This window comes from Flavobacterium oreochromis, assembly GCF_019565455.1.
GTDB lineage: Bacteria > Bacteroidota > Bacteroidia > Flavobacteriales > Flavobacteriaceae > Flavobacterium > Flavobacterium oreochromis.
On record NZ_CP067377.1, the window covers coordinates 2951714 to 2973406 of the forward strand.

Below are 21693 nucleotides of genomic sequence, written 5' to 3' on the forward strand. Positions count from 1 at the left end.
TTGCTTTACTTTATTTAATTAAAAAATATTGGCACGGATTCTTTTTACTTTTTCATATCTCTCTTGATGGACATTTTCTATAAAATCAAAAATTTTCATTTGCCAATTTCTATCGTGAAAAGGAGCTATAAAAATAATAGGGATATTATTTTTTTGATAAATTAAACTTCTTCTTTCGTAATCTGGTAAATGAGGATTTCCCATAACTTCGATATAAATACCTAATTCAGGTAAATAAAAATCAGGTGCAAAAATTCTAGGTCTATTTGCATTATCAGATAAGAATACTGGTTGCTCATAAATCCAAAATACACGCATTTGTTTTAAATAATCACAAACCAATAATTCGGCTTCTGACATATCATCATAAACTTGATACATAAATTTTATTTTAATTATACATCATCAAATTCTTCAATTATATTTTTAGCTTCTATTGGATTTCCAAGACTTACTAAAGTTTCAATTATTGTAGCTGGTGGAATTCTATCTTTTGTTTTGAAAGCTAATAAATATAATAAGGCTTCTGATGATAATAGAATAAATCTTTTAATATCTGTGTTCCAAGTAATTTCATTAATAAAACTATCAAAGTTAGATTTGAACGAATTACTAACTATTATAAATCCAATTTTTTTATAACCCTCTTTTTGTAGTTTTGGACAATAATGGTTTATGTATTCTTTTATAGCTCTATCATCAATTCCTAAACTGTAGCCATTAGAATAGGCTTTAGCATCTACAAGAAAAGCCGTATTTTCTTCTCTATGTCTTAATATTGCATCAGGATTTCTACCGCTTCCTTGTCCTAAAGTTTCTACTTCAAAATCTAATTGTTTAAATATTTCAGCAACCAACTTTTCGTAGGCACTTCCTTTTGAAGATGCTGATTTATCAGTTTCACTTCCTAATTCAACTAGTTTTGCCACTTTAGGTATTAAATAATCTGACAACTCAAAAGAAGCATTTATAGCGATTATTTTTTCTTTTTCTATCTCTACCTCCATAATAGGTTTGTTTTCCTTTTTAGTTGATGTAGAAATAGGTTTATTTGGGTTTCCTTTAAAATTCCAAAAAGCGTGTTCGGCATCCCAATTCGATTTTTCTTTACCTGTATAAGTCTTTAGAACATCTTTTATTTCCTCATTTAAAGCATAAAAATATCTGTATGCTTCAACTTGATTTTCGTTTTCTTTCCAAAGCCCCAATTCTGTATAAGCATTAATCAAAGAAGTATAAAGAATTGGATATTTACTTTCATCTTGTATTTGCCAAAAATAGGATAGAAAATAAGATACAGAGCCTGGATTTGGGACTTTTCTTTTATCTTTCGCTTTATTGTAAATTAAAGAACAATGTTTTTCTAATACTTCTATTTTAGACAATGCATTTTCTAAAGTTTTTGGAATAGATATACATTCTTTCAAAAGAGTTGTCAAACTTTCAATATTCGATTCGTTATTTTTTACTAACTGATTAAAAAACATTTGCCCTTTTGTAGCTGTAAACCCCCAAAGATTATTTCTTTTATTATAGCTATCTACATTAGTTTTAAACTCATAAATATTAGAATTTCCATTTTGAAAATCTTCAATAAATTTTTTAAGTTCTATAATAGCTAAACGTCTTGCATCATCAATATTAACTAACTCATTACCCTTTGTATCAATAACAGTACGATTAGTTTTTATATAATCATCCCAAATAGTTTGTATTTGTTGTATTTTATCTTTAATTATCATTCTTTTATTATTTTAAAGCCAAATTTTAATTTTCTTCATTATGAAAAATTTCTTGTTTACTAATTATACTTTTAAGTTTATCTAATAATGTTTGAAATCCTTCAAGGTCTTGAACGATGTATGAATTAATCGACCTGCTCAACTCATCTTTAATTTTTTGTTTTAAATCTTTAGGGAAATTATTAAATGCTCCATTTGCTGATGTAATTAAATTACTAGCAATATCAGTTTTTTTATTATTAGGAAAATAATCTTCAATTAAAAAATCATCTCCATTATGTGTTACTGTTTTAGGCAACATTAAATAAAAACAATTATTCTTTCTATAAGTATTTTCATTGGCTTTTCCACGTGAGAATCTTATACAAGATTTCATTCCATCTTTCCCCGCATCATCTCTATCAAATAGAATTATAATTTCTTTATTTTGCGGAATACTTTTTAATAATTCATCAAGAAAACTTTTTGCATTAGCTGCACCTCCAAAATGTAATATATCAATATCTAAATTGTTTCTTTCGCCTAAAATATCAATTGCCTTATTAATATAATCTACATCTCCTTTGCCTTCTACAAGTAGTAAAGGCTTTTTTGAGCCAATCGCTAATGTTGCATCAATAAAAGAAAATTCATTATCGGTAATATGTTCAATATTTCTTATTGTATCAGTATCGATAACTTCTACACTGGCATTATTGTTATTTACAATGAAAACATTTTCTTCTTCTAATTCTTTTATTAGTTTAGGTGAATGAGTAGTTAAAACTGTAAAATGATTTTTATTTTCAATAAGATTTTTTATTTCTATTTTTCTACTGATATGAAGTGAAACATCAGGTTCGTCATATAATACGATAGAATTATTATCAGCTAAAACAGAAGAAATACATTTTATCAATAATAATTTTTTTCTCCCTCACTTAATTTGCGAACATCTTTGTTATTGAACTCAATATTTATTCTTTTTATAATTTTCTTATTTTTTGGCATTGTTGCTAAAAACAAGAAATCAAATAATTTTCTACACCATTCATTATTATGATTTTCGTTTTGTAGATTTCCAAGGTCGATACTTGAAATTTGTGATACTTTTAATTTTAAATTAGCATCTAATTCTTGTTCATTTTTGATCCTATCAGTAAACTGTGGAATAGTTAATTCACTAGTATTACTAATTGAGTATTTTTCTTTGCGAGTATCATAATCATCAAAAAAATCAAACGATATATCAATATCTTGTAAATCGTTTATTCCCAATAAATTTTTTATGTAATCAATACTTTGTTCATGACATAATAAAGTCAAAAGCGCACTTTCCCAAGAATATTTGTTGATATAAATAAATCGTAATCTCTGATCTAAATAGTTCAGTTTTATTTTATTGAAATATTGTAAATATGGTTTAGAAAAAATATCTTCCCAAAGTCGTAATTCTTCACCACTATAACACGCAATAACTTGACTTGGTAAATATTGTTTTGTGCTTTTTTGTCTTAGTCTATTATTTACAAAAATTTGGTTGTTTTGTAATCGAATTATATTACCATCTTTTTCATATTCTAATAAAAATTCAAAACCTCCAACAGTAGCAATATTAGGAATTGGTTGCTTGTAATAATAACTATGGATAATCTTACTAATAGCTTCTAGTATATTACTTTTACCAGAACCATTTAAACCTATTAAAGCAACGTAATTACTACAATTTTCAAAATTAAAAACTGTGTTTGCCCCTAAATTTTTATATCCATTTACTGATAGCCTTAATAATTTCATATAACCTTTTTAATTGAAAATAGCGTTTTCAAAATTAATAATAGCTTCTTTTCTCAAAGCTTCCGCATTTTGTAAATTTTGGTTTTGCTTATTTTTAATGATGTTGTATTCTTCAATAATTTTTAATTGAATGTCCATCGGAGGAATTACAACAGGATAATTTTTAATCATATCCGCATTCAAGTTTGGTTGATTATTACCAGTTGCAAGTTCTCTCATTCTTTCATACTCATTCATAAGGTAAATCCAAAGGTAGTCTGTAATTACAATTTCATTGTTTATATTAAATAATACCGCACAAGCTTGATTTGTTGTCGCATCTATGCCTAGTTTTGCTGTTCGTCCTCTTGTTTTTCCCTGACCATACATTGCGATTATTAGACTTCCTTTAGGGTATAATTTTGCACTACTATTTTTAATTGCTTCCGATGTAATTTTCTCTTCTGTATCAAAAATAACGTCATCCAATACCTCTCCTGTTTTTATCCAAGGAATATTACCATTATAATAACTTTTGTTATTTCGAGATGGAGTTCCGCCACTACTAACGCTACAAATTTCAATAACTTTTACGGTTTTGAATTTACCGTTATATTTTGTGTGAGATTTAAAAATTTGGTCTAATCCCCATTTCTCAATTAACTTAAAATCAACAAAATTTAATTTACCAACATTAGATTCAATTTTAATATTAGAAATACCTAACTGGTAATCTAATTCATTTTTTAAATTTTTAGCTTCATTTTCTAAATGCTCGGCAATTTGTTTCTTGTTTTGGTAGTCCTCAACTAATTTTTTTTGTTCTTCTATACTAGGAAGAGGAATTGTTACACTTAAAAATTCTTCAATCTTTACTCTAGCTTTACCTACCCCAACTTTTAAAGAATCAAGTTGTTTTTTGAAATAACTACTTCTTAGTAATAGTATTAAAAAATCAGCATTAATTATATTGTCATTAAATATAAAGCAAGGATATTCATTACTTACAACAAAAGGTTTTAAATCATTGTAATATATGCAACCGTGTCTAACATTTATTTTTGAATAAATAATTGAATTTTTCGGGACTTCAAATAAATTTCCTTTGTAGTTCTTTATTTCATCAAACTCTCTCAAAAATAAATTACCTCCAAAATCAATTTTTGAAATAATTTGATACTGATTTTTTTCTACCTCTTTACGGCTTACTGGTTTTCTATGGATTTTTAATATTTCCGATAATTTTACAGAATTTTCAAATTCAAGTTTACTTTCAAATATATTTTTTTTTACATCCCAAGTTATTAAAGAATGAAAATCGAAAAAATTCAAATATTTATATTTATTGATATTATTCATCATAAAAAACTTCTTCTATACTGTTACCATTCTCGTCTTTTCGGATTCTTATGATTCTATCATTGATAATTTTATATTCAAAATTGAATGCTTTTCTAGTTTCCCACAACTGAACTTGTCTTCTATATTGGGTAAACTCATCTCTAAGATTTGGTAATTCATTATCAATTTTAGCACCTTTACTATCAATACCAGCTTTTGTAATTTCCGCTAATGGTACGGAATAATTAAACCGTTCTTTAACTAATGCTTTAATCTCATTTTCTATTAGGTATTCAATTTCTTTTAATTGATTTTTAAGTGCCTTTTTCACTTCTGAATTAAGAGATTCTTTTCCACGAAAACCTAATTTCTCCTTTATGGAAGCAACTTCATTTTTATATTTATCATTTACTTCTGCATTTGCATTAAGATTTATTTTCTTCCATAATTTTTCTTCTTCATCTGTAAATCTTTTTAAGAAAACTAAACTAGTTGTTACTGTTGCACCACTAGCAATAAATACATCTTGCGGTATAGAAGTAATCAAAACCAATTTAGCTCTGCCTTCAAAATAATCTCTCGCTTTTTGTAGGTTAGAAGTATTTAAAACCCCCTCAGGTAGAACAACTGCTAATCGTCCACCTTTGCGAAGTAATCTAATACAACGCTCCATAAACATAATTTCTGTTAGTGTACTTATTTTACCAACATCATATTTATCTACAATTTTTTTCTTATCTTTAATATCCTTTTCTCTTGCATTGATAATTTTTTCATAGTTAGGATACATAGCTAACCAATCTTGATAATGAGGTTTACTTTTTAAGCTGTCTTCTTCGGTAATTTTCAACTCTTTATCAACTCTAGCTCCAAAAGGTGGATTAGTTAAAATAACATCAAATCGTTCTTCAAATATTCCATTTACATCAAGTAAACCATCATTGTGATGAACTCCTCCATGACCATCACCGTGCATAATCATATTCATTTTAGAAACTCTCGCCATTCTAGGATTAGCATCAGTACCAAAAATACATTTATGAGATAAATGATATAATCTACTTTTATCGTTGTCAAGATTTAATTCTTCGTTGAGTTGCTTGAAAATTTTATCAACTTTAGCTTCAACCTTTTCTTTTTCTTTATCACTTGCTTTAAGATATTTTTCATCAAAGAATTGTTCTTTAATCTTTTCTTTTTGTAACTCAATATCTTTTTTTATGTTTTCACGGACATATTCAAAAGCATTTATTAAAAAACCACCTGAACCACTACATGGGTCACAAATTCGCTCTCCCTCTTGTGGGTCTATAACTTCGGTCATAAACTCTACAATGGTACGAGGTGTAAAAAACTGACCTAATTCTCCTCTAAAGGTTGTTCCTAAAAATTTCTCAAAAGCAATACCTTTTACATCATCAGAAGTTTTGGAAAGATTATAAACTTGTAATTTTTCTACAATAGACAAAAAGCTTTCTTTTCTAATTCTGATGTTATCATTATCACTAAAAAGAGCATCTTTTTCATAATTTTTTTAGTTCTACGGAAAATAATCTGCATGAAATCCGTATTCTTATCTACACCATCTAAATAAGGTCTTGTATGGAGATTATATTCGTTCTCTAAACGTTCAAATTCTTTTTTAGAAAAAATACTATCCTGATTATTTATATTTCTATTCTCACGTTCAAAAACAATTTTGGTAAATAGAATTTTACTAATTTCATCAAATGCAGCTTCGGGTGAAAGCTTATCATTATTACGGATTACATTATGACATTGATGTAATAGTTTAGCAAATTCATCTTTTTCAAATACCTTTTCATCTTGAAATAGTTTCTCTCTTTTTTATCATCTAACAATTCTTCGGCAGATGGTATTCTTGAAAGTTCCGTACCTAAATTTTTCGGTATTTTTTCTTTATGAACTTGAAAGCATCTCGTTTCTTTACTATTATGAGTAATAAAAAAATCAGCACTTACCCAAGTTGCATAATTTAAACCTTGATAGTAATCGGCTGGTTGAATAGTTACATTATCAGATTTACACTCAACAACAATTGAAGCTAATTCGTTATTATCTTTAGCTTCGGCAGTTTTCCAAATTACAATATCAGCACTAGCTCTTCCAGTACCTCGTTGGGAATTTGTTACTTTTAATTCTTGAGCCATTTGGTTATAATTATAACCCAATTCATCAATTAGATATTGAATAAATTTTTGGCGAATAATTTCTTCTGGTGTTGCTTCTAACCAAACATTATCTCCTTTTAATGGAGCTTTTATTTTATTATCTTTAATTTCAATTTCCATGAAAAGAATTTATTTTTTTAATTGTTTTATATTGTTAGACACTTCTTTAAGTGCTTTATTAGCTAATTTTTCATCTTTTAAAACATCAAGTACCTGATCGGCTAACCAAACAGTCGTTAAATCATCAATACTAGTTTTTAAGATTTTAGCAAGAATGGGAATATATTCTTTTTTAGCCTTTCGTTCTCCTCTTTCAATTTTACTATACAAGGGAGTATCAATATTTAGAGCATTAGCTAAATGCTTCTGAAATAAATTATTTTTTACACGAAGTTCTTTTACTTTATTTCCAAACTGATTTGACATAGTACAAAAATTGACTTGTCAAATATCGTTAAACAATTCCATTAAAACAAGACATGAAGTAGGACGTTTAGTATAATTCAATAAAAGCTTAAAATGAAAAGCCCCAAAAGGTGTTTAACCAAATGGGGCTGAACTAAAAGTAATTTTATATTTATGAATTTAAAAAAAACGATTTGTTTTGTCATATAACAAATAACTCTTTTAATCATTTAAACCAATTTTTATTTCTTCAAAGTATAGAATTGGTTTTTTTACTTTAATAAACCATAAAATCAAATAAAAAGACCAAAATCAGCACAAATTAATCTATCCTTTGATTTAAAATAATTACGAAATGATAAAATTAAACTCTAACAATCTCTATAAAATCTTGGAATGAATTTTTCTTTATTAAACCATTTAATGTAAATACAAATTTTTCCAATTCTCTATTTAGGATATTCTCATACTCTTCCCCAAAAATTCTATATTCGTCAGGTAATAATTCTTTTATAGCATAATTTATCCCTGTTAGTGTTGAAGGAAAATCAACAATTAATAATTCACCTGATTCTAACAATTTACTATTAACTTGGAATGGTCTAGGTCTTCCCATACACTCAATTTGTACCTGTTCAACTCCGACCTCTCTTTTAATTCTTTCAAATTGAAGATTAATATTTTCATCAATTTTTTTTGGTACTAATATTTCAAATTTACAACGCTCATATTCAACGTCTTTCACTTTTAATTTTCCATCCTCAATAATTTTAGCACAAATTGCTTTGATAAAATTTTCAAAATAACCATAAGCCAAAGTATTAGATGGGAAAAAATTAAAAGTATCTAATTCAACGGATAAGAAAGCTCGTTTTATTTCATCTACTTTATGAACTAAATTTTTATCATTAAATTTAGAAATAAAAATTCCACTTAAATCACTCAACTCTTTTACATTTTCGTGTACTAAAAAGAACATCGTTTTAATCCTAATCTACCAATGAATAAACCAAGCTCAAATAAAATATTATCTCTGGCTTGTAAATATTCTTTTCCTCGTACTTCCACTTTATCATCAGGAGAACCAATTAAAATTCCAAAGTCAAATTTTAAAGGAGCTTTTAATAAATCATGTAAAAAATTATTATTTAGTTTAAATACAGATTTATCCCATAAATTTTCATTCCAAATAACCACATCAAAATCATTTTCTAAAAGTTTTTGTACAGTTTTAGCAGTTTCAATTTCTTCTGATGAACTGCCTATGAATAGCTTTTTTTTCATTTTACAAAAATTTAGTGAATGAAGTTTGAGGTGATAAATCTTGATAAATTGGGAGTAATTCGTTAAAAATTAATCTCAACAAACGTAACTTTTCATTTTTATCTTTAAAAATATACTCTGTATTATCAATAGACCTTATTGAATTTCTATAATTCTCATCTTCAATAATTTTCTTTAATTCAGAGTAAAGGACAATTACTAATTCATAATAAGGCTTGTCAGAATATTTCCAAGTAGGTATATTATAACAAATTGAACTAATATCGAAGCTTGATATTTCTTTCAAATTATATTCAGAATCAGCTTTGATAGTTTTCAAAAAACGAATCATTTTTTTTAAGCGACCATTTACAGATTTATCTTTTCCATTCAATAATTGAATTTTAAGGAAAGGAAAATCAACTGGAAGTCTTAAATTTTTTTCTTTATCATATATCTGAATACCGTTTTTATCAACATCATTGTCTAATACAGAATCTACATTTTTATACCAAGATGCAGTTACAACATCTACAAGTCTATCAGGATTTGTCGGATTTACTTCAATAGATTTAGATTTTGTAATATCAACATATTTATAAGTTGAAGTTAAAACAGTTTCAGCTTCAAGTCTTATTTTTCTCAAGTTATCCCTTACATCGTCTTTATATGGAGTACCATTAATAACACTTAATAAGTTTTGTTTTTGACTAAGGGTTAAATAAGATGAACTCGTAAATTTTTCGTTAAATTTTACAATCGGTTCATGAGAGTAGAAAGAATTTGTTATTTGTACTAAATCAATATCACTATGACCTTTTATATGTGTATTACACATAACAGAACCTTGGAATTTATAGTCCAAACTTGAATTATTCCTTTTAAGATGTTCTTTTATTTTATTTCCAGCCTCAATCGTCCTTTCAGTATATTCTGATTCAACTCCTTGCATGGCTCTTTTTACATATTCAAAAACTTCTGAATAGGGTATTCCTAACCCTCTAAAATCTTCATTAAATGATTTACTAAATAATTCAGTTTCTCTAATTGAATCGGGATTACTTCTACTTTTTACTCTTTGTACTAAATCAGCGTAATTTTTTTGCATAAATACTACTTTAATTGGTTTTACTATCCTTTACTTTTTCTTGGGTCATTAGATTTAGGATAAGTCCTTTCTTCTTGAAATCCACCATCATTTTTATGGATTTTCAAAGAACCCCCACCTTGTTTAACAATAAAATCTTTTGATTGGCTAATAGCATCTTGCTTATTAGAATCAATTACTTTAGAAGCTCTTTCAGCATTCTCTCTTTTTAGTTTGTACACGCCATCTTCATGGACTAAATGAAAATTTTCCATCGGTTAATAGAATTAAAATTAAGTAGCAATCGGTGCTACATTTCCGAGAAAGGACGATAAAGTTTGTAGAAGTAAAAAAAAGTAGTATTTTCGCACCCACAAATAAAAGGACGGCTTCACCTTTTCTTTTAAAACCGTCCATTGAATATATTTTCAAAAGTCCTATCGGTCAGAGGTTAGGACTTTTTTATTAGTAAAATTTTAACAAGTATAGTGCCAACAAGATAAAAATGACAACTTGTCATATCTTTTATCAATATTTTAATAGTTTTAATTTATGACAAGTTTTTTTTAAACAATATGTACTTTTTGTCATAAAAAAATCAATTACGGCAGTTTAAGTAAAGATTTTTAATAACTAAGAGTATTTATATTTTAAACTATAAGAAGTGCCTAAAAAATCATTCATTTATTAAATTAAATACAAATAAAGCGGAGAAAGTAAATGACCTTGTTAACTTATCTCCGCTTTGGCTTATTTATCAATTTAATTTGGCTCTAAAAGGGTATTTTATTTATTATATACCTTGTTATATTTATATTAGGTATTTATATATCGAATATTACCCTTATTATACAACCTATCTGTTTTCTTCTTTAATTCATATAAAATAATAGCCTTATAATCCTTTTCGCTGATAATATACGATTTGTATATATTCATTAAATCATTAAAATGTTTAGATTTATTATTTGGCAAAACCTTTTCATTAAAGTCCATTATTGTCTTATGTATTCCAGTAATTTTCATGTAGGAGTAAAGACTCCAATTTATAAAATCAATTTTAGACATTTTCGGTTTATTATTTTCATTGATAAATTCTTTCTTTGAAATAGTATCGATAAATTTAATCGCATTTAGATATTTATTAAGTTCGTTAGGTAATTCATTCCAATTGGATTTCAATGAACTTAATTCGTGATATTTCATTTTAAAAGTTGGAATACTTACTTTATTAATATCTATTTCAAATCTTAACAATAGATATTTACTGATAATATTTTTATCCAAATCAGTCAATTCTTTTTTACCTAAAATTTCAAGATATTTATCATAAATTACCGAATCGTAATTAGTAAATCTAAAGTAGATACTGGTTACATTATTATCATCTCTTTTTGCATTTCGATATTTTACAAAACAATCTAGTATGTCATTGGTAAACGATTTTAATAATAATGTAATTCCAATTTCCAATTGGGTAACTTTAAACATTCTCCAGATTTCACCTTTTTTTAAACCAAGTTTACAACCCAATATTTCTATACAATCAATAAATTCGTAATAGTTTAGGTCTTTTCGAGAGTTTTTGTTAAAATACCATTTTCTAATACTTCCGTTTATTGATAAAGAATAAGTACCAGTTTTTAAATTTTCGGTCAATAGCATTCTTAAACTAAACATCCTTGATTTTTTAGTTATATTAGTCTGTAAATATCTATTTAATTCAAAGTCGAGTTCTGTAAACTCATCTTCGTCAATTTCAATCTCTTTCCATCTAAAATTTTTCTTAATGAAGTCGGGATTAAAATTTTCAGCCATTAATTTAATTTTATCTACCATATTCTATATATCATTTTTTCAAATTCATCTAACTTTTTATCACTTAGATAAAAGTCATTGAAATAATATCGATACTCATTATTTTTATGAAATAGAAGTACATTTTTTGCAACGCTGAACCTTTCTTCTCTGTAGTTAAAATTAAAATCAAGTTCAGTATGTAATAATTTTGCACACTCTACATACTCATCTATTGTTAATTCATCTTTTACATATTCTTGATGGAACCAAAATTTTAGTTTACCTCCCCCAATTAATAAAACACAAGAATTATCAATTTCATTATATATAGTCCATAGCGTTAATGGATATAATTTTTTCTTCTTAATACTATTGTACAAACAAGCCTTGAAAATTATCAAATTTTTAGTATCAGATGAGTTATCTCTTATCCATTTTATTTTTTCACTTGGATAATAATTTTTAGAATAAAAGGATATATTATATTTTATCATGTTTTTATTTTTTTTAGTTAATACTATTTCAGTTTATTTTTAATTGACTTTTTTACACACCATACATGTCTTTTTTTAAATAATCTTCTAAATCTTTTCTAACAATATGAACATACCCTTTTTCTGAGCATTTAGAATATTTTAAACCTTTACATCGGTATCTATAAATAGTTTTTTTAGAATATCCATATTGCTCTTTTATATCATCTAGATCCAAAATATCGGTTGGTAATTTTGGTTTCATTACCTTAACTATTTCAGCCATATTTTTACCTTTTTCAATACTCAGTTCTTTCTTTGTTTTAGCCAATTCAAGAATTTTTCTTTTTATTAATTTTTGATTTATTTGTATTTTAGTTTCCATAGATTAAAATTTTACGTTTTTCATTAATTTGCTTAAAGTATCTTTATCAGTATTCATATAAATTTGAGTTGTTTTTATACTTCGATGCCCCATAGCACTAGAGATATAATTAATCGGCATTCCTCTTAAGGCTAGTATTGAACCATACGTATGACGTCCGTCATGGAAATTAATTTTATTCTTAATTTTAGCAATTTTTCCAATTATTTTTAAATGTCTATTTAATACTGCATTACTCTTTAATTCAAATACTAACTCATTGTCTTTCTTTTTATCAAAATCATACTTTTTTAATATTTCTATCCAATAATCATTGTAGGGAATCGAAACTTCTTTTTAGTTTTAATTTGCCTTTTTATTATTTCCTTTTTATCAATAATATCTTTTTTCTTTAAAGATTTAATATCGCAATCTCTCAATCCTGTATAGCAACTAAACAAAAACAAATCTCTTGTGTATTCTAATCCTTTAGTTAAATTTCCTAATTTTAAATCAGCATTTCTTAATCTTTGCAATTCTTCAGGATTTAAAAAATTTATTCGTGGTTCTTCATATAATTTTTTAAAGTTTATACTCGGGTTTTCCTTTATTTTTTTATCTAAAACTAATTTCTTCAAAATGGTTTTAAAATACTTTGCATAGTTATTAGTTCCAGAATTGCCTGATTCTAAATCCACTTTTAAGAAGTAGATAAAATCATCAAAAAAACTTGTATCAATTTCATCTAAGGTAAGTTTTGGTCTAAACAATTTTAACCTATCTCTTAATTGTTTATAATGTCTTTGGGTACCAATAGCTATATCTTCAATAGCAAACTTATTTTTAAGAATTTCATCAAAATGAAAATAAAAGTCGTTATTGATTTTGACTTTATCTTCTCCTTTAATTTTCTTCAAGATAGTTTCCTTTGTAAATACTTCATCATTATTTTCCATTTCTAAAAGAATCTTGTAAATTCTACTTTCTTCTTTCATAAGAACATTTTTTAATAATAAATCTTTTGGGCATTTTTTCTTTTCGTCCCATAAACTAGGGTGAATTAATTTTCCCGATGGTGTTTTAGTTTTTCCACCACGATAAATAATCTGAAAGTTAATAGGACATCTTCCAGTTTCATCTTTTCTTGGTTGCTCTTTTCTTAAAATAGCTTTAACCGAAAACGAATTTTTCATTGGTATTTAAAATTTAATAATTAATAATTCAAACTGTTTTCTTTACTTAATACTCGGAAATCAATTTTTTTTTGGCGATTTCACATATTTAACATATCGTTAACACTTTGATTTTGGGTAATAAAAAAGCGACCTAGTCAAAGTCGCTTATTTTAAAGAAGTTAAGGAGGTTTTAATCTCTAAAAGAAAAATTATAAGTTAAGTAACCTATTTGATTTATATTTTCATTTTTTAGTGGTTCATATTTAGTTTTTAAAGCAGCTTCTTTAGATGCTTCTAATAGACATTTTGAAAAATTAGTACTTCCTTTAGCACCAACATAGGCTTTAATCACATTTCCATCTTTATCAACAGTAATCTCTACAACTATTTTACCTTGCTCATTACAATTATATTCAGGATTAGGTTTTAGGATTATTTTTCTTTTAGCTAAAGAAATTTCTTCTATTCCTTTACCAGTTCCATTCTCTGAACTAGTATTATCTTTATTAGATTTTAATCTATTTAAAACATCATTAGTCTTTTTGACTTTAGGTTTATTTTCAAAAGCTTTTATCTTTTTTAATCGCTCAAAAATAATTTTATCCCCGTTGTCATTTAATAAATTTTCATCATTCGGGTCAGCTTCGTGGTAGTAAACAATATTATTTTCAAGTACAATTAATTTTTGTAGTTCATCGTCGGTTAATTTAGCACAAATGAACATGCTGAATGAGTTAATTAAATCAGTCTTTTTATCGTCTTTTATAGAATATGTTTTAATATATCCAATACAACCATTCATGGGAGATTGTATTATAGAAATTTCATCAGAATCATTATTATCTAGGTCGCCCTCGTTTATTAATTTAAACCAACAACAACCTACATTAATAGGCTTTATACTTTTATCACTAAACTTAATTTCATATTCGCTTGGGCTTCCATTTTCTACAGGATTTCCACCCCTTTTTTTTATAAGTTTTCTAAAAGCATATTCAAATTTTTTATCTCCATTAAAATCCCCATAAATTGAATCGCCAACTTTATTACTAACCTTTTGTCCAATTATATTATTTACAAATAGTATTACAAATAATGCTGAAAAAAATATTCTATCCATACTAAAAATTTCAGCTAAGATAACAATTTGTATAATATATGCGGTAAATTTTAAGCGACATTATTTCCAATTTTCCACTCTATGGAAAATTTAGACAGAAATATAGATTTAAAAATCAAGGAAATATCTCAAAAGCTTAAAGAACTCAGATTATCAAGGGGTTATACGAGTTATGAAACATTTGCCTTTGAAAACGAACTAAATAGAGTTCAATATTGGAGAATAGAATCAGGTCAGAATATTACATTAAAGACCTTAATTAAGGTATTAGAAATACACCAAATTTCTTTGGCTGAATTCTTCAAAGATTTATGAAATTTTACAGAGGGGAATAATTAGGGGAATAAAGTTGTCCAATATTGTCCTTTAAAGTCCATTAATGTCCAACAAAAAACCCGCAAATAGCGGGTTTTAATTTGGGTTAAGAGATTTTTACTCTTAAAATTCGTGACCTCGACAGGATTCAAACCTGTAACCTTCTGAGCCGTAATCAGATGCGCTATTCAGTTGCGCCACGAGGCCATTATGAGTTTTTATTTTATTTTGTGACCTCGACAGGATTCAAACCTGTAACCTTCTGAGCCGTAATCAGATGCGCTATTCAGTTGCGCCACGAGGCCATTAAATCAATCAGTTCGTATATTAACTTCCTGATTGCGGGTGCAAATATAGAAACTTTTCTTTATCTTGCAAAATAAAATTTATAAAAAAATGAGTTTAAATCAGTATTTCCGTGATATTCAGGACTTTCCGAAGGAAGGAATTTTGTTTAAAGATATAACACCTCTGCTATTAAACCCCTTAGCGAGGCAAGAAGTCTTAGAAAAGCTCTTGTCAGAGTTAAAAAATATTAAAATAGACAAGGTAATAGGAGTAGAGTCTAGAGGTTTTTTCTTTGGGATGATGTTAGCTCAGGAGTTAAATGTTGGTTTTATTCCTGTGAGAAAGAAAAATAAATTACCTTATAAAACCATTTCTGCTAGTTATGAACTGGAATATGGAGAAGATGTATTGGAAATGCACATTGATGCTATTGAAAAAGGAGAGAGGGTTTTAGTTCATGATGATGTATTAGCAACAGGAGGTACAGCAAAAGCAGTATGTGAATTAGTAGAAAGGTTAGGAGGAGAAGTTGTTCAGTGTAATTTTCTTATGGAATTAACTTTTTTGAATGGACGTAATAAGCTAGAAGGGAAGTCAATATTTTCTGCTGTTACTTACTAGAGAGAGCTCTAGTTGTAACATAGTATCGGTAAGCTAGTATTGCTAATTGCCATTTTTTCGCTTTCGCAAGATCTAATTGTTGTTTGCTAAAGCTAGGTAGGATGATTTTATTGATTTTTGCTAAAATTGTGTACATGCTTTTTTGGGCAAAAATACTAAATTATTGTTTATCTCTCGGTTTTATATTGAAGTCATTTTACCTATTCATATCACATAGAATGTATTGGCCTAAAAAATATCTTCGATTAATTTGTAAAAAATAGTCGAAGATATTTAATCATTTAAGTTACTTTAATTAAAGAAGAATTGTTTTAAAAATCAATTAAAATTTGATTTTTTGTCAAGTCATCTAAAGTTTCGTGTTGACGTATTAGATGCGCTTTTTGATCTTTCCATAGTACTTCGGCAGGTTTAAAGCGTGAATTGTAATTAGAAGCCATCGTAAATCCGTAAGCACCTGCATTTTTAAAAGCTAAAATATCTCCTTCTTTAATTTCTGATATTTTTTTATTAGTTGCAAAAGTATCCGTTTCGCATATATATCCTACAACGGTATAAAATCGTTCTTTACCTTTTGGATTAGAAATATTTACAATTTGATGTTCGGATCCGTAAAACATCGGACGTATTAAGTGGTTGAATCCAGAGTCAATCCCAGCAAATACAGTTGAGGTAGTTTGTTTAACAACGTTTACTTTTGCTAAGAAGGTTCCTGCTTCGCTAACTAAGAATTTTCCTGGTTCAAACATTAGGGTTAGTTCTCTTCCGTATTCTTTTTCAAAATTATTAAATCTTCTACTTAGTTTTTTGCCTAATTCTTCAATATCTGTTTCGATATCACCTTTTTTGTAAGAAACTTTAAAACCACTTCCGAAGTCTATAAAGTCTAATTCAGTAAAATTTTTTGCAGTTTCAAATAATATTTCAGTTGCTTCTAGAAAAACTTCTATGTCTAAAATGTCAGAACCAGTGTGCATGTGTAGCCCATTGATATGCATACCTGTATTTTTTACAATTCTAAGTATGTGAGGTAACTGATGTATAGATATTCCAAATTTACTATCAATATGTCCTACAGATATATTTGCATTACCTCCTGCCATTATGTGTGGATTTATCCGTATACATACTGGTATATTTGGGTGTTTACTGCCAAATTGTTCTAAAATGGATAAATTATCAATATTAATTTGAACTCCTAACTCAGCTGCGGTTTCTATTTCTTGTAATGAAACACCATTAGGTGTGAAAATTATTTTTTCCGAGTAAATCCAGCTAATAAACCAAGCTGTGCCTCTTGTAAAGAAACAGTATCTAATCCTGAATTTAGTTTATTAAATAGTTTTAAAATAGAAAGGTTTGATAAAGCTTTAACAGCATAATTTATTTGAAGTTTTTGAACTTTAGAAAAGGCATTGTTTAATCGGTTGTATTGATTTTCAATTTTTTCTGCATGATAAACGTATACAGGTGCACCGTATAATTGTTCGATTTGTAATAAATTAAATTCTTCCATTTTTAAAATTTTGGTAAAAGTAAAAAGTTCTCTTTTTGAAGAAAAAAATGAAGAATTAAAATAAAATAACAACAAAATGTTTTTTTTTATAACATTTTTATATTGCGATTCTAAAAAAATATTCGTTTTAAGATTCTAAAATTAAAGAGGCTTAATATTTAATAACTGTAAATAAAAGTTGATTTGAATTATATTTTTCTTTTGAAAATTATTATTTTTGTGCCACTTTATAAAAGTCAAAAGAAATATTATGAATTTACACGAATATCAAGGGAAACAGATATTAGCAAGCTACGGAGTACGTGTTCAGCGTGGTTATGTAGCAAACAATGCTGAGGAAGCGGTTGCTAAGGCAAAACAACTTACAGATGAAACAGGTACAGGATGGCATGTGATTAAGGCACAGATCCATGCTGGTGGTCGTGGTAAAGGTGGTGGTGTTAAGTTGGCTAAAAACTTAGATCAAGTAAAAGAATTAGCAAGTCAAATCATAGGGATGGACTTGATAACTCCTCAAACACCTCCAACTGGAAAAAGAGTTCATAAAGTTTTAGTGGCAGAAGATGTTTACTATCCAGGTGAAAGTGAAACAAAAGAGTTTTACATGTCTGTATTATTAAACAGAGCAACAGGTCGTAACATGATTATGTATTCTACTGAAGGAGGTATGGATATTGAAGAAGTGGCTGAACATACACCAGATAAAATCTTTACTGAAGAAATAGATCCAGCTGTAGGTTTACAAGGTTTTCAAGCAAGAAAAATTGCTTTTAACTTAGGTTTATCAGGCGAGGCTTTTAAAGAAATGGTAAAATTTGTGGATGCTTTATATAAAGCATACGTAGGTTCTGATTCATCTATGTTTGAAATCAATCCTGTTTTAAAAACGTCTGATAATAAAATTATGGCTGTAGATGCAAAAGTGTCTTTAGATGACAACGCATTATACCGCCATGCAGATTTAGCTGAAATGCGTGATATTACTGAAGAGCGTCCGATTGAAGTAGAAGCTAAAGAAGCAGGATTAAATTATGTTGATTTAGATGGTACTGTAGGTTGTATGGTAAACGGTGCAGGTTTAGCTATGGCTACTATGGATTTAATTAAGTATGCAGGTTATGAGCCAGCAAACTTCTTAGATGTAGGAGGTACAGCAGATGCTAAGCGTGTAGAAACAGCTTTCCGTATTATTTTAAAAGATCCAAATGTAAAAGCTATCTTGATTAACATCTTTGGAGGTATTGTTCGTTGTGACCGTGTTGCACAAGGTGTAGTTGATGCTTATAAAAATATGGGTGATGCTATTAATGTTCCTATTATCGTGCGTTTACAAGGAACTAATGCTGAAATTGCAAAAGAATTAATTGATAATTCAGGTATGCCAATTTTATCAGCAGTTCAATTCCAAGAAGCAGCAGATCAAGTAAAAGTAGCTTTATCTTAATTTTTTAGATTTTTATTTTAAAATACAGAAAAAGGGTATCCGATATTTTTGGATACCCTTTTTTGTGTCAAAATGTTTAGGTATTTTAAACAATTTGTATCATAATGTTTTTTAATAAATAGAGGACTTAAATAATAACATTTTGTATTTTCGATAGGTTAATAAAATAAAGAAGTTATATTTTTAATAGATAGATCTATATATTTATTTCTAAAATTATTTCGTAATGTAGATAAAAAAACTCGAGTTTAGCTCGAGTTAAATTATATTGAAGAGGAAAATTACTTTTTATTTGTAATATTTGTATCTCTTTTTTGTAACTATGAAGGAAATCACCCTTTGGTTTCCCTAAATCAAAAGAGGAATATTTAGTTAACATTCGAGTAGAGGTACGGGCTTTATCTTTATCCCAATTTTCGTATTCTATCCTATAAAGAGCTGAATATAATTCTGCTCTACCTACTCCATGATAACAATGAATTAGCACAGGATAATTTTTAGGATTATCCATGATTTTATAAAATATTTGTAGATTTTCTTTTGTAGGAACTTGATCGGAACCATTGTTGTAATAATTTACTCCAGGAATTTTAGAAATAGCTTGCTTTTCAGCTGTTAATTCAGAAGGGACTTCAGGGTTGTTTTCTAAATCTTCAGTTCCAGGAAATCGTAAGTCAACAATTGATTTTATTTTATATTTTTTTACATAATCATCTATTTCATCAGGTGGTATTACACCACTTTTGTATACTTTTCCTTCTGTAATAGTTTCAAAGTTGTGATTTAGGTGCATATCGTATACATATTTTCCACCTATAATACTTCCTAATATTGTTATAAATAGTGCTATTTTCTTTTTCATTATTGCGCTAATTTTTTGTCTATAATTCTATCAAAGTAATCTTTAATTAAAGCTTTACAAATTTCAGCCGTTTCTAACATTTCTTGATTAGGCTTAGTAGTAATTCTTTTTTCAAGAGCTTTATCATTTTTATCATAAAAATTTATGTTTTGATTTCCATCAAAAGTACAAATATAATTTCCTCTTTGTAATTGATAGCTATTACCATTAAAATTTATTGTGAAAGGAACAATGTTTGTTTTGCTAACTAAAGATCTTCCCCAACTTCTAAAAGGTTTTGAATACCCAATCATATCTAATATAGTAGGGTAAATATCTATTTGTTGTGCAAAATCAGTATTTTCACCTTTTAGACTGCTATCAGGTTTGTAAATAAGGATAGGAACAGCTTGTCTATTTACAATTTTATCATATTCAGGATAAGCAGTTAGATTTGTATGGTCTGCGGTTATGATAAATATAGTATTTTTAAACCAAGGTTGCTTTTTTGCTTCTTCAAAGAAGCGTTTAAAGGCATAGTCAGTATATCCAACGCATTGATGAATAGGGATTGTTCCTTTAGGAAATTTGCCTTCATATTTTTTAGGAATAATATAAGGTTCGTGTGAGGAAACAGTAAATATGGTGCTGAAAAAAGGTGTTTTCTTTTGATCTAATGTTTTTTTCATAAACTGCATAAAAGGCTCATCCCAAATTCCCCATACTCCATCATGTTGAGTGTCATCATTAAATTCAGTTTTTCCATAGTAATGATCAAAACCTAAAATATTTCCAAATCCCATAAATCCCATAGAGCCATTAGGGGCTCCATGAAAGAAAGAAGTGTCATAGCCTAATTCCTTTAGACAAGAAACTAATGATTGTATTTTTTGATTAGGGTATGGAGAAGAAGTAAAGGCATCTCTGAAAGAAGGAATACCAGCAATTACGGATGACATTCCGTGAATAGATTTACTTCCATTAGCATAGGCATTAGTAAAGATTAAACTGTTTTTTGCTAATTCATCTAAAAAAGGAGTGTATGTTTTAAATCCTGGGATAGTAGTATTTTTATTCATACATCCCCAATATTCACGACCAAAACTTTCGGTTATAAATAAAACAATATTAGGTTTACTAGAATTGTAATTATGATATTGTTTTATAGGTTGTATTTTATTTTTTAAAATAGTATTACTAACTGTGTAATTAACTTTTTGGAAAGTAGTAGTCCGAAAGGTACGGATTAATGCAAATGGTGTGTTTAAGATGATATCTGCATGCTGTGGTTTGGTAGCATATTGATTAGCATCTATAAGATTAATAGGACGCGTACTTTTTTTGAAATCACCTCGAATACCACCTATTGATAAAATAAGAATAAGAATAAGTGCAACTTTTGAAGTTAAAAAGTATTTCCAGTTATGTTGGATATTTTTTTCTTGAACTTTAACTAGTTTGTATAATTTAATCCAAATAAGAGCAATAATAAAGAATAATAGATACACATACCAATAGCTTACAATGAATCTGAAAAACATATTACCTTTATTAGATTCGTGTTTAGCAATGTCTAAAATAGCAATAGTTGTTCTTGAATAGATGTACTTATAATAGATGAAGTCAACAAAGTTAGTGGCATATGCAATAAAATTAGTTGTAAAATATACGTAAAATAATAATTTTTGATAGCCTTTACGTGTATTAATCCAAAGAGGTAAAACGGATAGTAGGATAAATAGTGAGTTAACATAAATTATGGCTGTCGTATCAAAAGTTAATCCGTGGAATGCTAATTTTAAGAATTGACTTAAGGAATCTATTTTTAAAAATTTTAGATTAAAAAGTGTAAAAAGAATTCGAACTAAGGAGTAAAAAGCATATACAAGTAATATTCTGTATGCTAAGGCTTTATATTCTTGAGTTCTAATGTGTTTGATCATTGTAGTAG

24 protein-coding genes, 2 tRNA genes and 1 pseudogene are annotated in these 21693 nt (G+C 27.6%); 3 read left to right on the forward strand and 24 right to left on the reverse strand.

What is annotated here, in order from left to right:
- Window positions 1-18 precede the first annotated feature (18 nt).
- The 18 genes from JJC03_RS14045 to JJC03_RS14125 form a co-directional block, all read right to left on the reverse strand.
- Complete coding sequence (locus JJC03_RS14045) at window positions 19-381, reverse strand: hypothetical protein (RefSeq protein ID WP_235873512.1); 363 nt, start codon at window positions 379-381, stop codon at window positions 19-21.
- Between the two features lie 14 nt (window positions 382-395).
- Window positions 396-1742: a restriction endonuclease FokI C-terminal domain-containing protein gene (locus JJC03_RS18210; RefSeq protein ID WP_258931935.1), complete on the reverse strand. Its 1347-nt coding sequence runs from the start codon at window positions 1740-1742 to the stop codon at window positions 396-398.
- Between the two features lie 25 nt (window positions 1743-1767).
- Complete coding sequence (locus tag JJC03_RS14055) at window positions 1768-2640, reverse strand: OLD family protein (protein WP_235873513.1); 873 nt, start codon at window positions 2638-2640, stop codon at window positions 1768-1770.
- On the reverse strand, window positions 2637-3518 hold the full coding sequence (locus tag JJC03_RS14060) for a DNA replication/repair protein RecF (RefSeq protein WP_235873514.1): 882 nt from the start codon (window positions 3516-3518) through the stop codon (window positions 2637-2639). Before JJC03_RS14060 ends, JJC03_RS14055 begins: the two co-directional genes overlap by 4 nt.
- Window positions 3519-3527: 9 nt before the next feature.
- Entirely contained in the window at window positions 3528-4859 is a 1332-nt protein-coding gene (locus JJC03_RS14065) for a restriction endonuclease subunit S (protein ID WP_235873515.1), read from the reverse strand.
- Window positions 4849-6306: an HsdM family class I SAM-dependent methyltransferase gene (locus JJC03_RS18215; protein ID WP_258931937.1), complete on the reverse strand. Its 1458-nt coding sequence runs from the start codon at window positions 6304-6306 to the stop codon at window positions 4849-4851. Before JJC03_RS18215 ends, JJC03_RS14065 begins: the two co-directional genes overlap by 11 nt.
- A 298-nt stretch (window positions 6307-6604) precedes the next feature.
- Complete coding sequence (locus JJC03_RS18220; RefSeq protein WP_258931938.1) at window positions 6605-7150, reverse strand: type I restriction enzyme HsdR N-terminal domain-containing protein; 546 nt, start codon at window positions 7148-7150, stop codon at window positions 6605-6607.
- 9 nt (window positions 7151-7159) lie between these two features.
- Window positions 7160-7456 carry a helix-turn-helix transcriptional regulator gene (locus JJC03_RS14075; protein ID WP_235873516.1) on the reverse strand — a complete coding sequence of 99 codons (297 nt, stop codon included), beginning with the start codon at window positions 7454-7456 and terminating at the stop codon, window positions 7160-7162.
- Between the two features lie 343 nt (window positions 7457-7799).
- The gene (locus JJC03_RS14080) at window positions 7800-8414 is read right to left on the reverse strand and encodes an STING domain-containing protein (protein WP_235873517.1); all 615 of its coding nucleotides are present in this window, start codon (window positions 8412-8414) and stop codon (window positions 7800-7802) included.
- Window positions 8402-8719, reverse strand: a complete 318-nt coding sequence (locus JJC03_RS14085) for a TIR domain-containing protein (RefSeq protein WP_235873518.1) — start codon at window positions 8717-8719, stop codon at window positions 8402-8404. Before JJC03_RS14085 ends, JJC03_RS14080 begins: the two co-directional genes overlap by 13 nt.
- Window position 8720: 1 nt before the next feature.
- Window positions 8721-9806, reverse strand: coding sequence for a nucleotidyltransferase-like protein (locus tag JJC03_RS14090; RefSeq protein WP_235873519.1), 1086 nt, complete (start codon window positions 9804-9806; stop codon window positions 8721-8723).
- A gap of 23 nt (window positions 9807-9829) precedes the next feature.
- On the reverse strand, window positions 9830-10060 hold the full coding sequence (locus JJC03_RS14095) for a DUF2188 domain-containing protein (RefSeq protein ID WP_088391280.1): 231 nt from the start codon (window positions 10058-10060) through the stop codon (window positions 9830-9832).
- A gap of 541 nt (window positions 10061-10601) precedes the next feature.
- Window positions 10602-11624 (reverse strand): hypothetical protein, encoded by a 1023-nt coding sequence (locus JJC03_RS14100; RefSeq protein WP_235873520.1) that lies wholly within the window; start codon window positions 11622-11624, stop codon window positions 10602-10604.
- Window positions 11618-12079: a hypothetical protein gene (locus tag JJC03_RS14105; protein WP_235873521.1), complete on the reverse strand. Its 462-nt coding sequence runs from the start codon at window positions 12077-12079 to the stop codon at window positions 11618-11620. Before JJC03_RS14105 ends, JJC03_RS14100 begins: the two co-directional genes overlap by 7 nt.
- Window positions 12080-12131: 52 nt before the next feature.
- A complete protein-coding gene (locus tag JJC03_RS14110) occupies window positions 12132-12443 on the reverse strand; it encodes a hypothetical protein (RefSeq protein ID WP_235873522.1) in 312 nt (103 codons plus the stop codon).
- A gap of 3 nt (window positions 12444-12446) precedes the next feature.
- Window positions 12447-12767, reverse strand: a complete 321-nt coding sequence (locus JJC03_RS19280) for a tyrosine-type recombinase/integrase (RefSeq protein WP_235874390.1) — start codon at window positions 12765-12767, stop codon at window positions 12447-12449.
- Entirely contained in the window at window positions 12743-13615 is an 873-nt protein-coding gene (locus JJC03_RS14120) for a phage integrase SAM-like domain-containing protein (RefSeq protein ID WP_235873523.1), read from the reverse strand. Before JJC03_RS14120 ends, JJC03_RS19280 begins: the two co-directional genes overlap by 25 nt.
- A 172-nt stretch (window positions 13616-13787) precedes the next feature.
- Window positions 13788-14717, reverse strand: coding sequence for an energy transducer TonB family protein (locus JJC03_RS14125; RefSeq protein WP_235873524.1), 930 nt, complete (start codon window positions 14715-14717; stop codon window positions 13788-13790).
- 81 nt (window positions 14718-14798) lie between these two features.
- Between JJC03_RS14125 and JJC03_RS14130 the strand changes: the two genes are divergently transcribed.
- On the forward strand, window positions 14799-15032 hold the full coding sequence (locus JJC03_RS14130; protein ID WP_088400787.1) for a helix-turn-helix domain-containing protein: 234 nt from the start codon (window positions 14799-14801) through the stop codon (window positions 15030-15032).
- Window positions 15033-15165: 133 nt separating this feature from the next.
- Here JJC03_RS14130 and JJC03_RS14135 read toward each other — a convergent pair.
- Both JJC03_RS14135 and JJC03_RS14140 read right to left on the reverse strand, forming a co-directional pair.
- Window positions 15166-15239 (reverse strand) — tRNA-Arg (locus JJC03_RS14135).
- Window positions 15240-15263: 24 nt separating this feature from the next.
- Window positions 15264-15337 (reverse strand) — tRNA-Arg (locus tag JJC03_RS14140).
- Window positions 15338-15428: 91 nt separating this feature from the next.
- On the opposite strand from JJC03_RS14140, the gene JJC03_RS14145 reads away from it, so the two are divergent.
- Window positions 15429-15941 carry an adenine phosphoribosyltransferase gene (locus JJC03_RS14145; RefSeq protein ID WP_088400785.1) on the forward strand — a complete coding sequence of 171 codons (513 nt, stop codon included), beginning with the start codon at window positions 15429-15431 and terminating at the stop codon, window positions 15939-15941.
- Here JJC03_RS14145 and JJC03_RS18225 read toward each other — a convergent pair.
- Complete coding sequence (locus JJC03_RS18225; RefSeq protein ID WP_088400783.1) at window positions 15931-16077, reverse strand: SsrA-binding protein; 147 nt, start codon at window positions 16075-16077, stop codon at window positions 15931-15933. The two genes, JJC03_RS14145 and JJC03_RS18225, sit on opposite strands and share 11 nt — an antisense overlap.
- 175 nt (window positions 16078-16252) lie before the next feature.
- A pseudogene (lysA, locus tag JJC03_RS14150) lies at window positions 16253-17457 on the reverse strand (diaminopimelate decarboxylase).
- A 250-nt stretch (window positions 17458-17707) separates the two neighbouring features.
- Here lysA and sucC point away from each other — a divergent pair.
- Window positions 17708-18901, forward strand: coding sequence for an ADP-forming succinate--CoA ligase subunit beta (gene sucC / locus JJC03_RS14155; RefSeq protein ID WP_088400779.1), 1194 nt, complete (start codon window positions 17708-17710; stop codon window positions 18899-18901).
- 196 nt (window positions 18902-19097) lie between these two features.
- On the opposite strand, the gene JJC03_RS14160 is transcribed toward sucC, so the two are convergent.
- The gene (locus JJC03_RS14160; protein WP_258931941.1) at window positions 19098-19763 is read right to left on the reverse strand and encodes a dual specificity protein phosphatase family protein; all 666 of its coding nucleotides are present in this window, start codon (window positions 19761-19763) and stop codon (window positions 19098-19100) included.
- Window positions 19763-21685, reverse strand: a complete 1923-nt coding sequence (locus JJC03_RS14165; RefSeq protein WP_088400775.1) for an LTA synthase family protein — start codon at window positions 21683-21685, stop codon at window positions 19763-19765. The genes JJC03_RS14160 and JJC03_RS14165 overlap by 1 nt, the downstream gene beginning before the upstream one ends.
- Window positions 21686-21693: the final 8 nt, after the last annotated feature.

Coding starts and splice junctions, on each gene's coding strand:
- JJC03_RS18210 (WP_258931935.1), bottom strand. CDS start 1,742: ATGATAATTAAAGATAAAATACAACAAATACAAACTATTTGGGATGAT.
- JJC03_RS14165 (WP_088400775.1), bottom strand. CDS start 21,685: ATGATCAAACACATTAGAACTCAAGAATATAAAGCCTTAGCATACAGA.
- JJC03_RS14130 (WP_088400787.1), top strand. CDS start 14,799: ATGGAAAATTTAGACAGAAATATAGATTTAAAAATCAAGGAAATATCT.
- JJC03_RS18225 (WP_088400783.1), bottom strand. CDS start 16,077: ATGTACACAATTTTAGCAAAAATCAATAAAATCATCCTACCTAGCTTT.
- JJC03_RS14080 (WP_235873517.1), bottom strand. CDS start 8,414: ATGTTCTTTTTAGTACACGAAAATGTAAAAGAGTTGAGTGATTTAAGT.
- JJC03_RS14060 (WP_235873514.1), bottom strand. CDS start 3,518: ATGAAATTATTAAGGCTATCAGTAAATGGATATAAAAATTTAGGGGCA.
- JJC03_RS14075 (WP_235873516.1), bottom strand. CDS start 7,456: ATGTCAAATCAGTTTGGAAATAAAGTAAAAGAACTTCGTGTAAAAAAT.
- JJC03_RS14085 (WP_235873518.1), bottom strand. CDS start 8,719: ATGAAAAAAAAGCTATTCATAGGCAGTTCATCAGAAGAAATTGAAACT.
- JJC03_RS14160 (WP_258931941.1), bottom strand. CDS start 19,763: ATGAAAAAGAAAATAGCACTATTTATAACAATATTAGGAAGTATTATA.
- JJC03_RS14095 (WP_088391280.1), bottom strand. CDS start 10,060: ATGGAAAATTTTCATTTAGTCCATGAAGATGGCGTGTACAAACTAAAA.
- JJC03_RS14100 (WP_235873520.1), bottom strand. CDS start 11,624: ATGGTAGATAAAATTAAATTAATGGCTGAAAATTTTAATCCCGACTTC.
- JJC03_RS14065 (WP_235873515.1), bottom strand. CDS start 4,859: ATGATGAATAATATCAATAAATATAAATATTTGAATTTTTTCGATTTT.
- JJC03_RS14145 (WP_088400785.1), top strand. CDS start 15,429: ATGAGTTTAAATCAGTATTTCCGTGATATTCAGGACTTTCCGAAGGAA.
- JJC03_RS14045 (WP_235873512.1), bottom strand. CDS start 381: ATGTATCAAGTTTATGATGATATGTCAGAAGCCGAATTATTGGTTTGT.
- JJC03_RS14110 (WP_235873522.1), bottom strand. CDS start 12,443: ATGGAAACTAAAATACAAATAAATCAAAAATTAATAAAAAGAAAAATT.
- JJC03_RS14105 (WP_235873521.1), bottom strand. CDS start 12,079: ATGATAAAATATAATATATCCTTTTATTCTAAAAATTATTATCCAAGT.
- JJC03_RS14120 (WP_235873523.1), bottom strand. CDS start 13,615: ATGAAAAATTCGTTTTCGGTTAAAGCTATTTTAAGAAAAGAGCAACCA.
- sucC (WP_088400779.1), top strand. CDS start 17,708: ATGAATTTACACGAATATCAAGGGAAACAGATATTAGCAAGCTACGGA.
- JJC03_RS14125 (WP_235873524.1), bottom strand. CDS start 14,717: ATGGATAGAATATTTTTTTCAGCATTATTTGTAATACTATTTGTAAAT.
- JJC03_RS14090 (WP_235873519.1), bottom strand. CDS start 9,806: ATGCAAAAAAATTACGCTGATTTAGTACAAAGAGTAAAAAGTAGAAGT.
- JJC03_RS18220 (WP_258931938.1), bottom strand. CDS start 7,150: ATGGAAATTGAAATTAAAGATAATAAAATAAAAGCTCCATTAAAAGGA.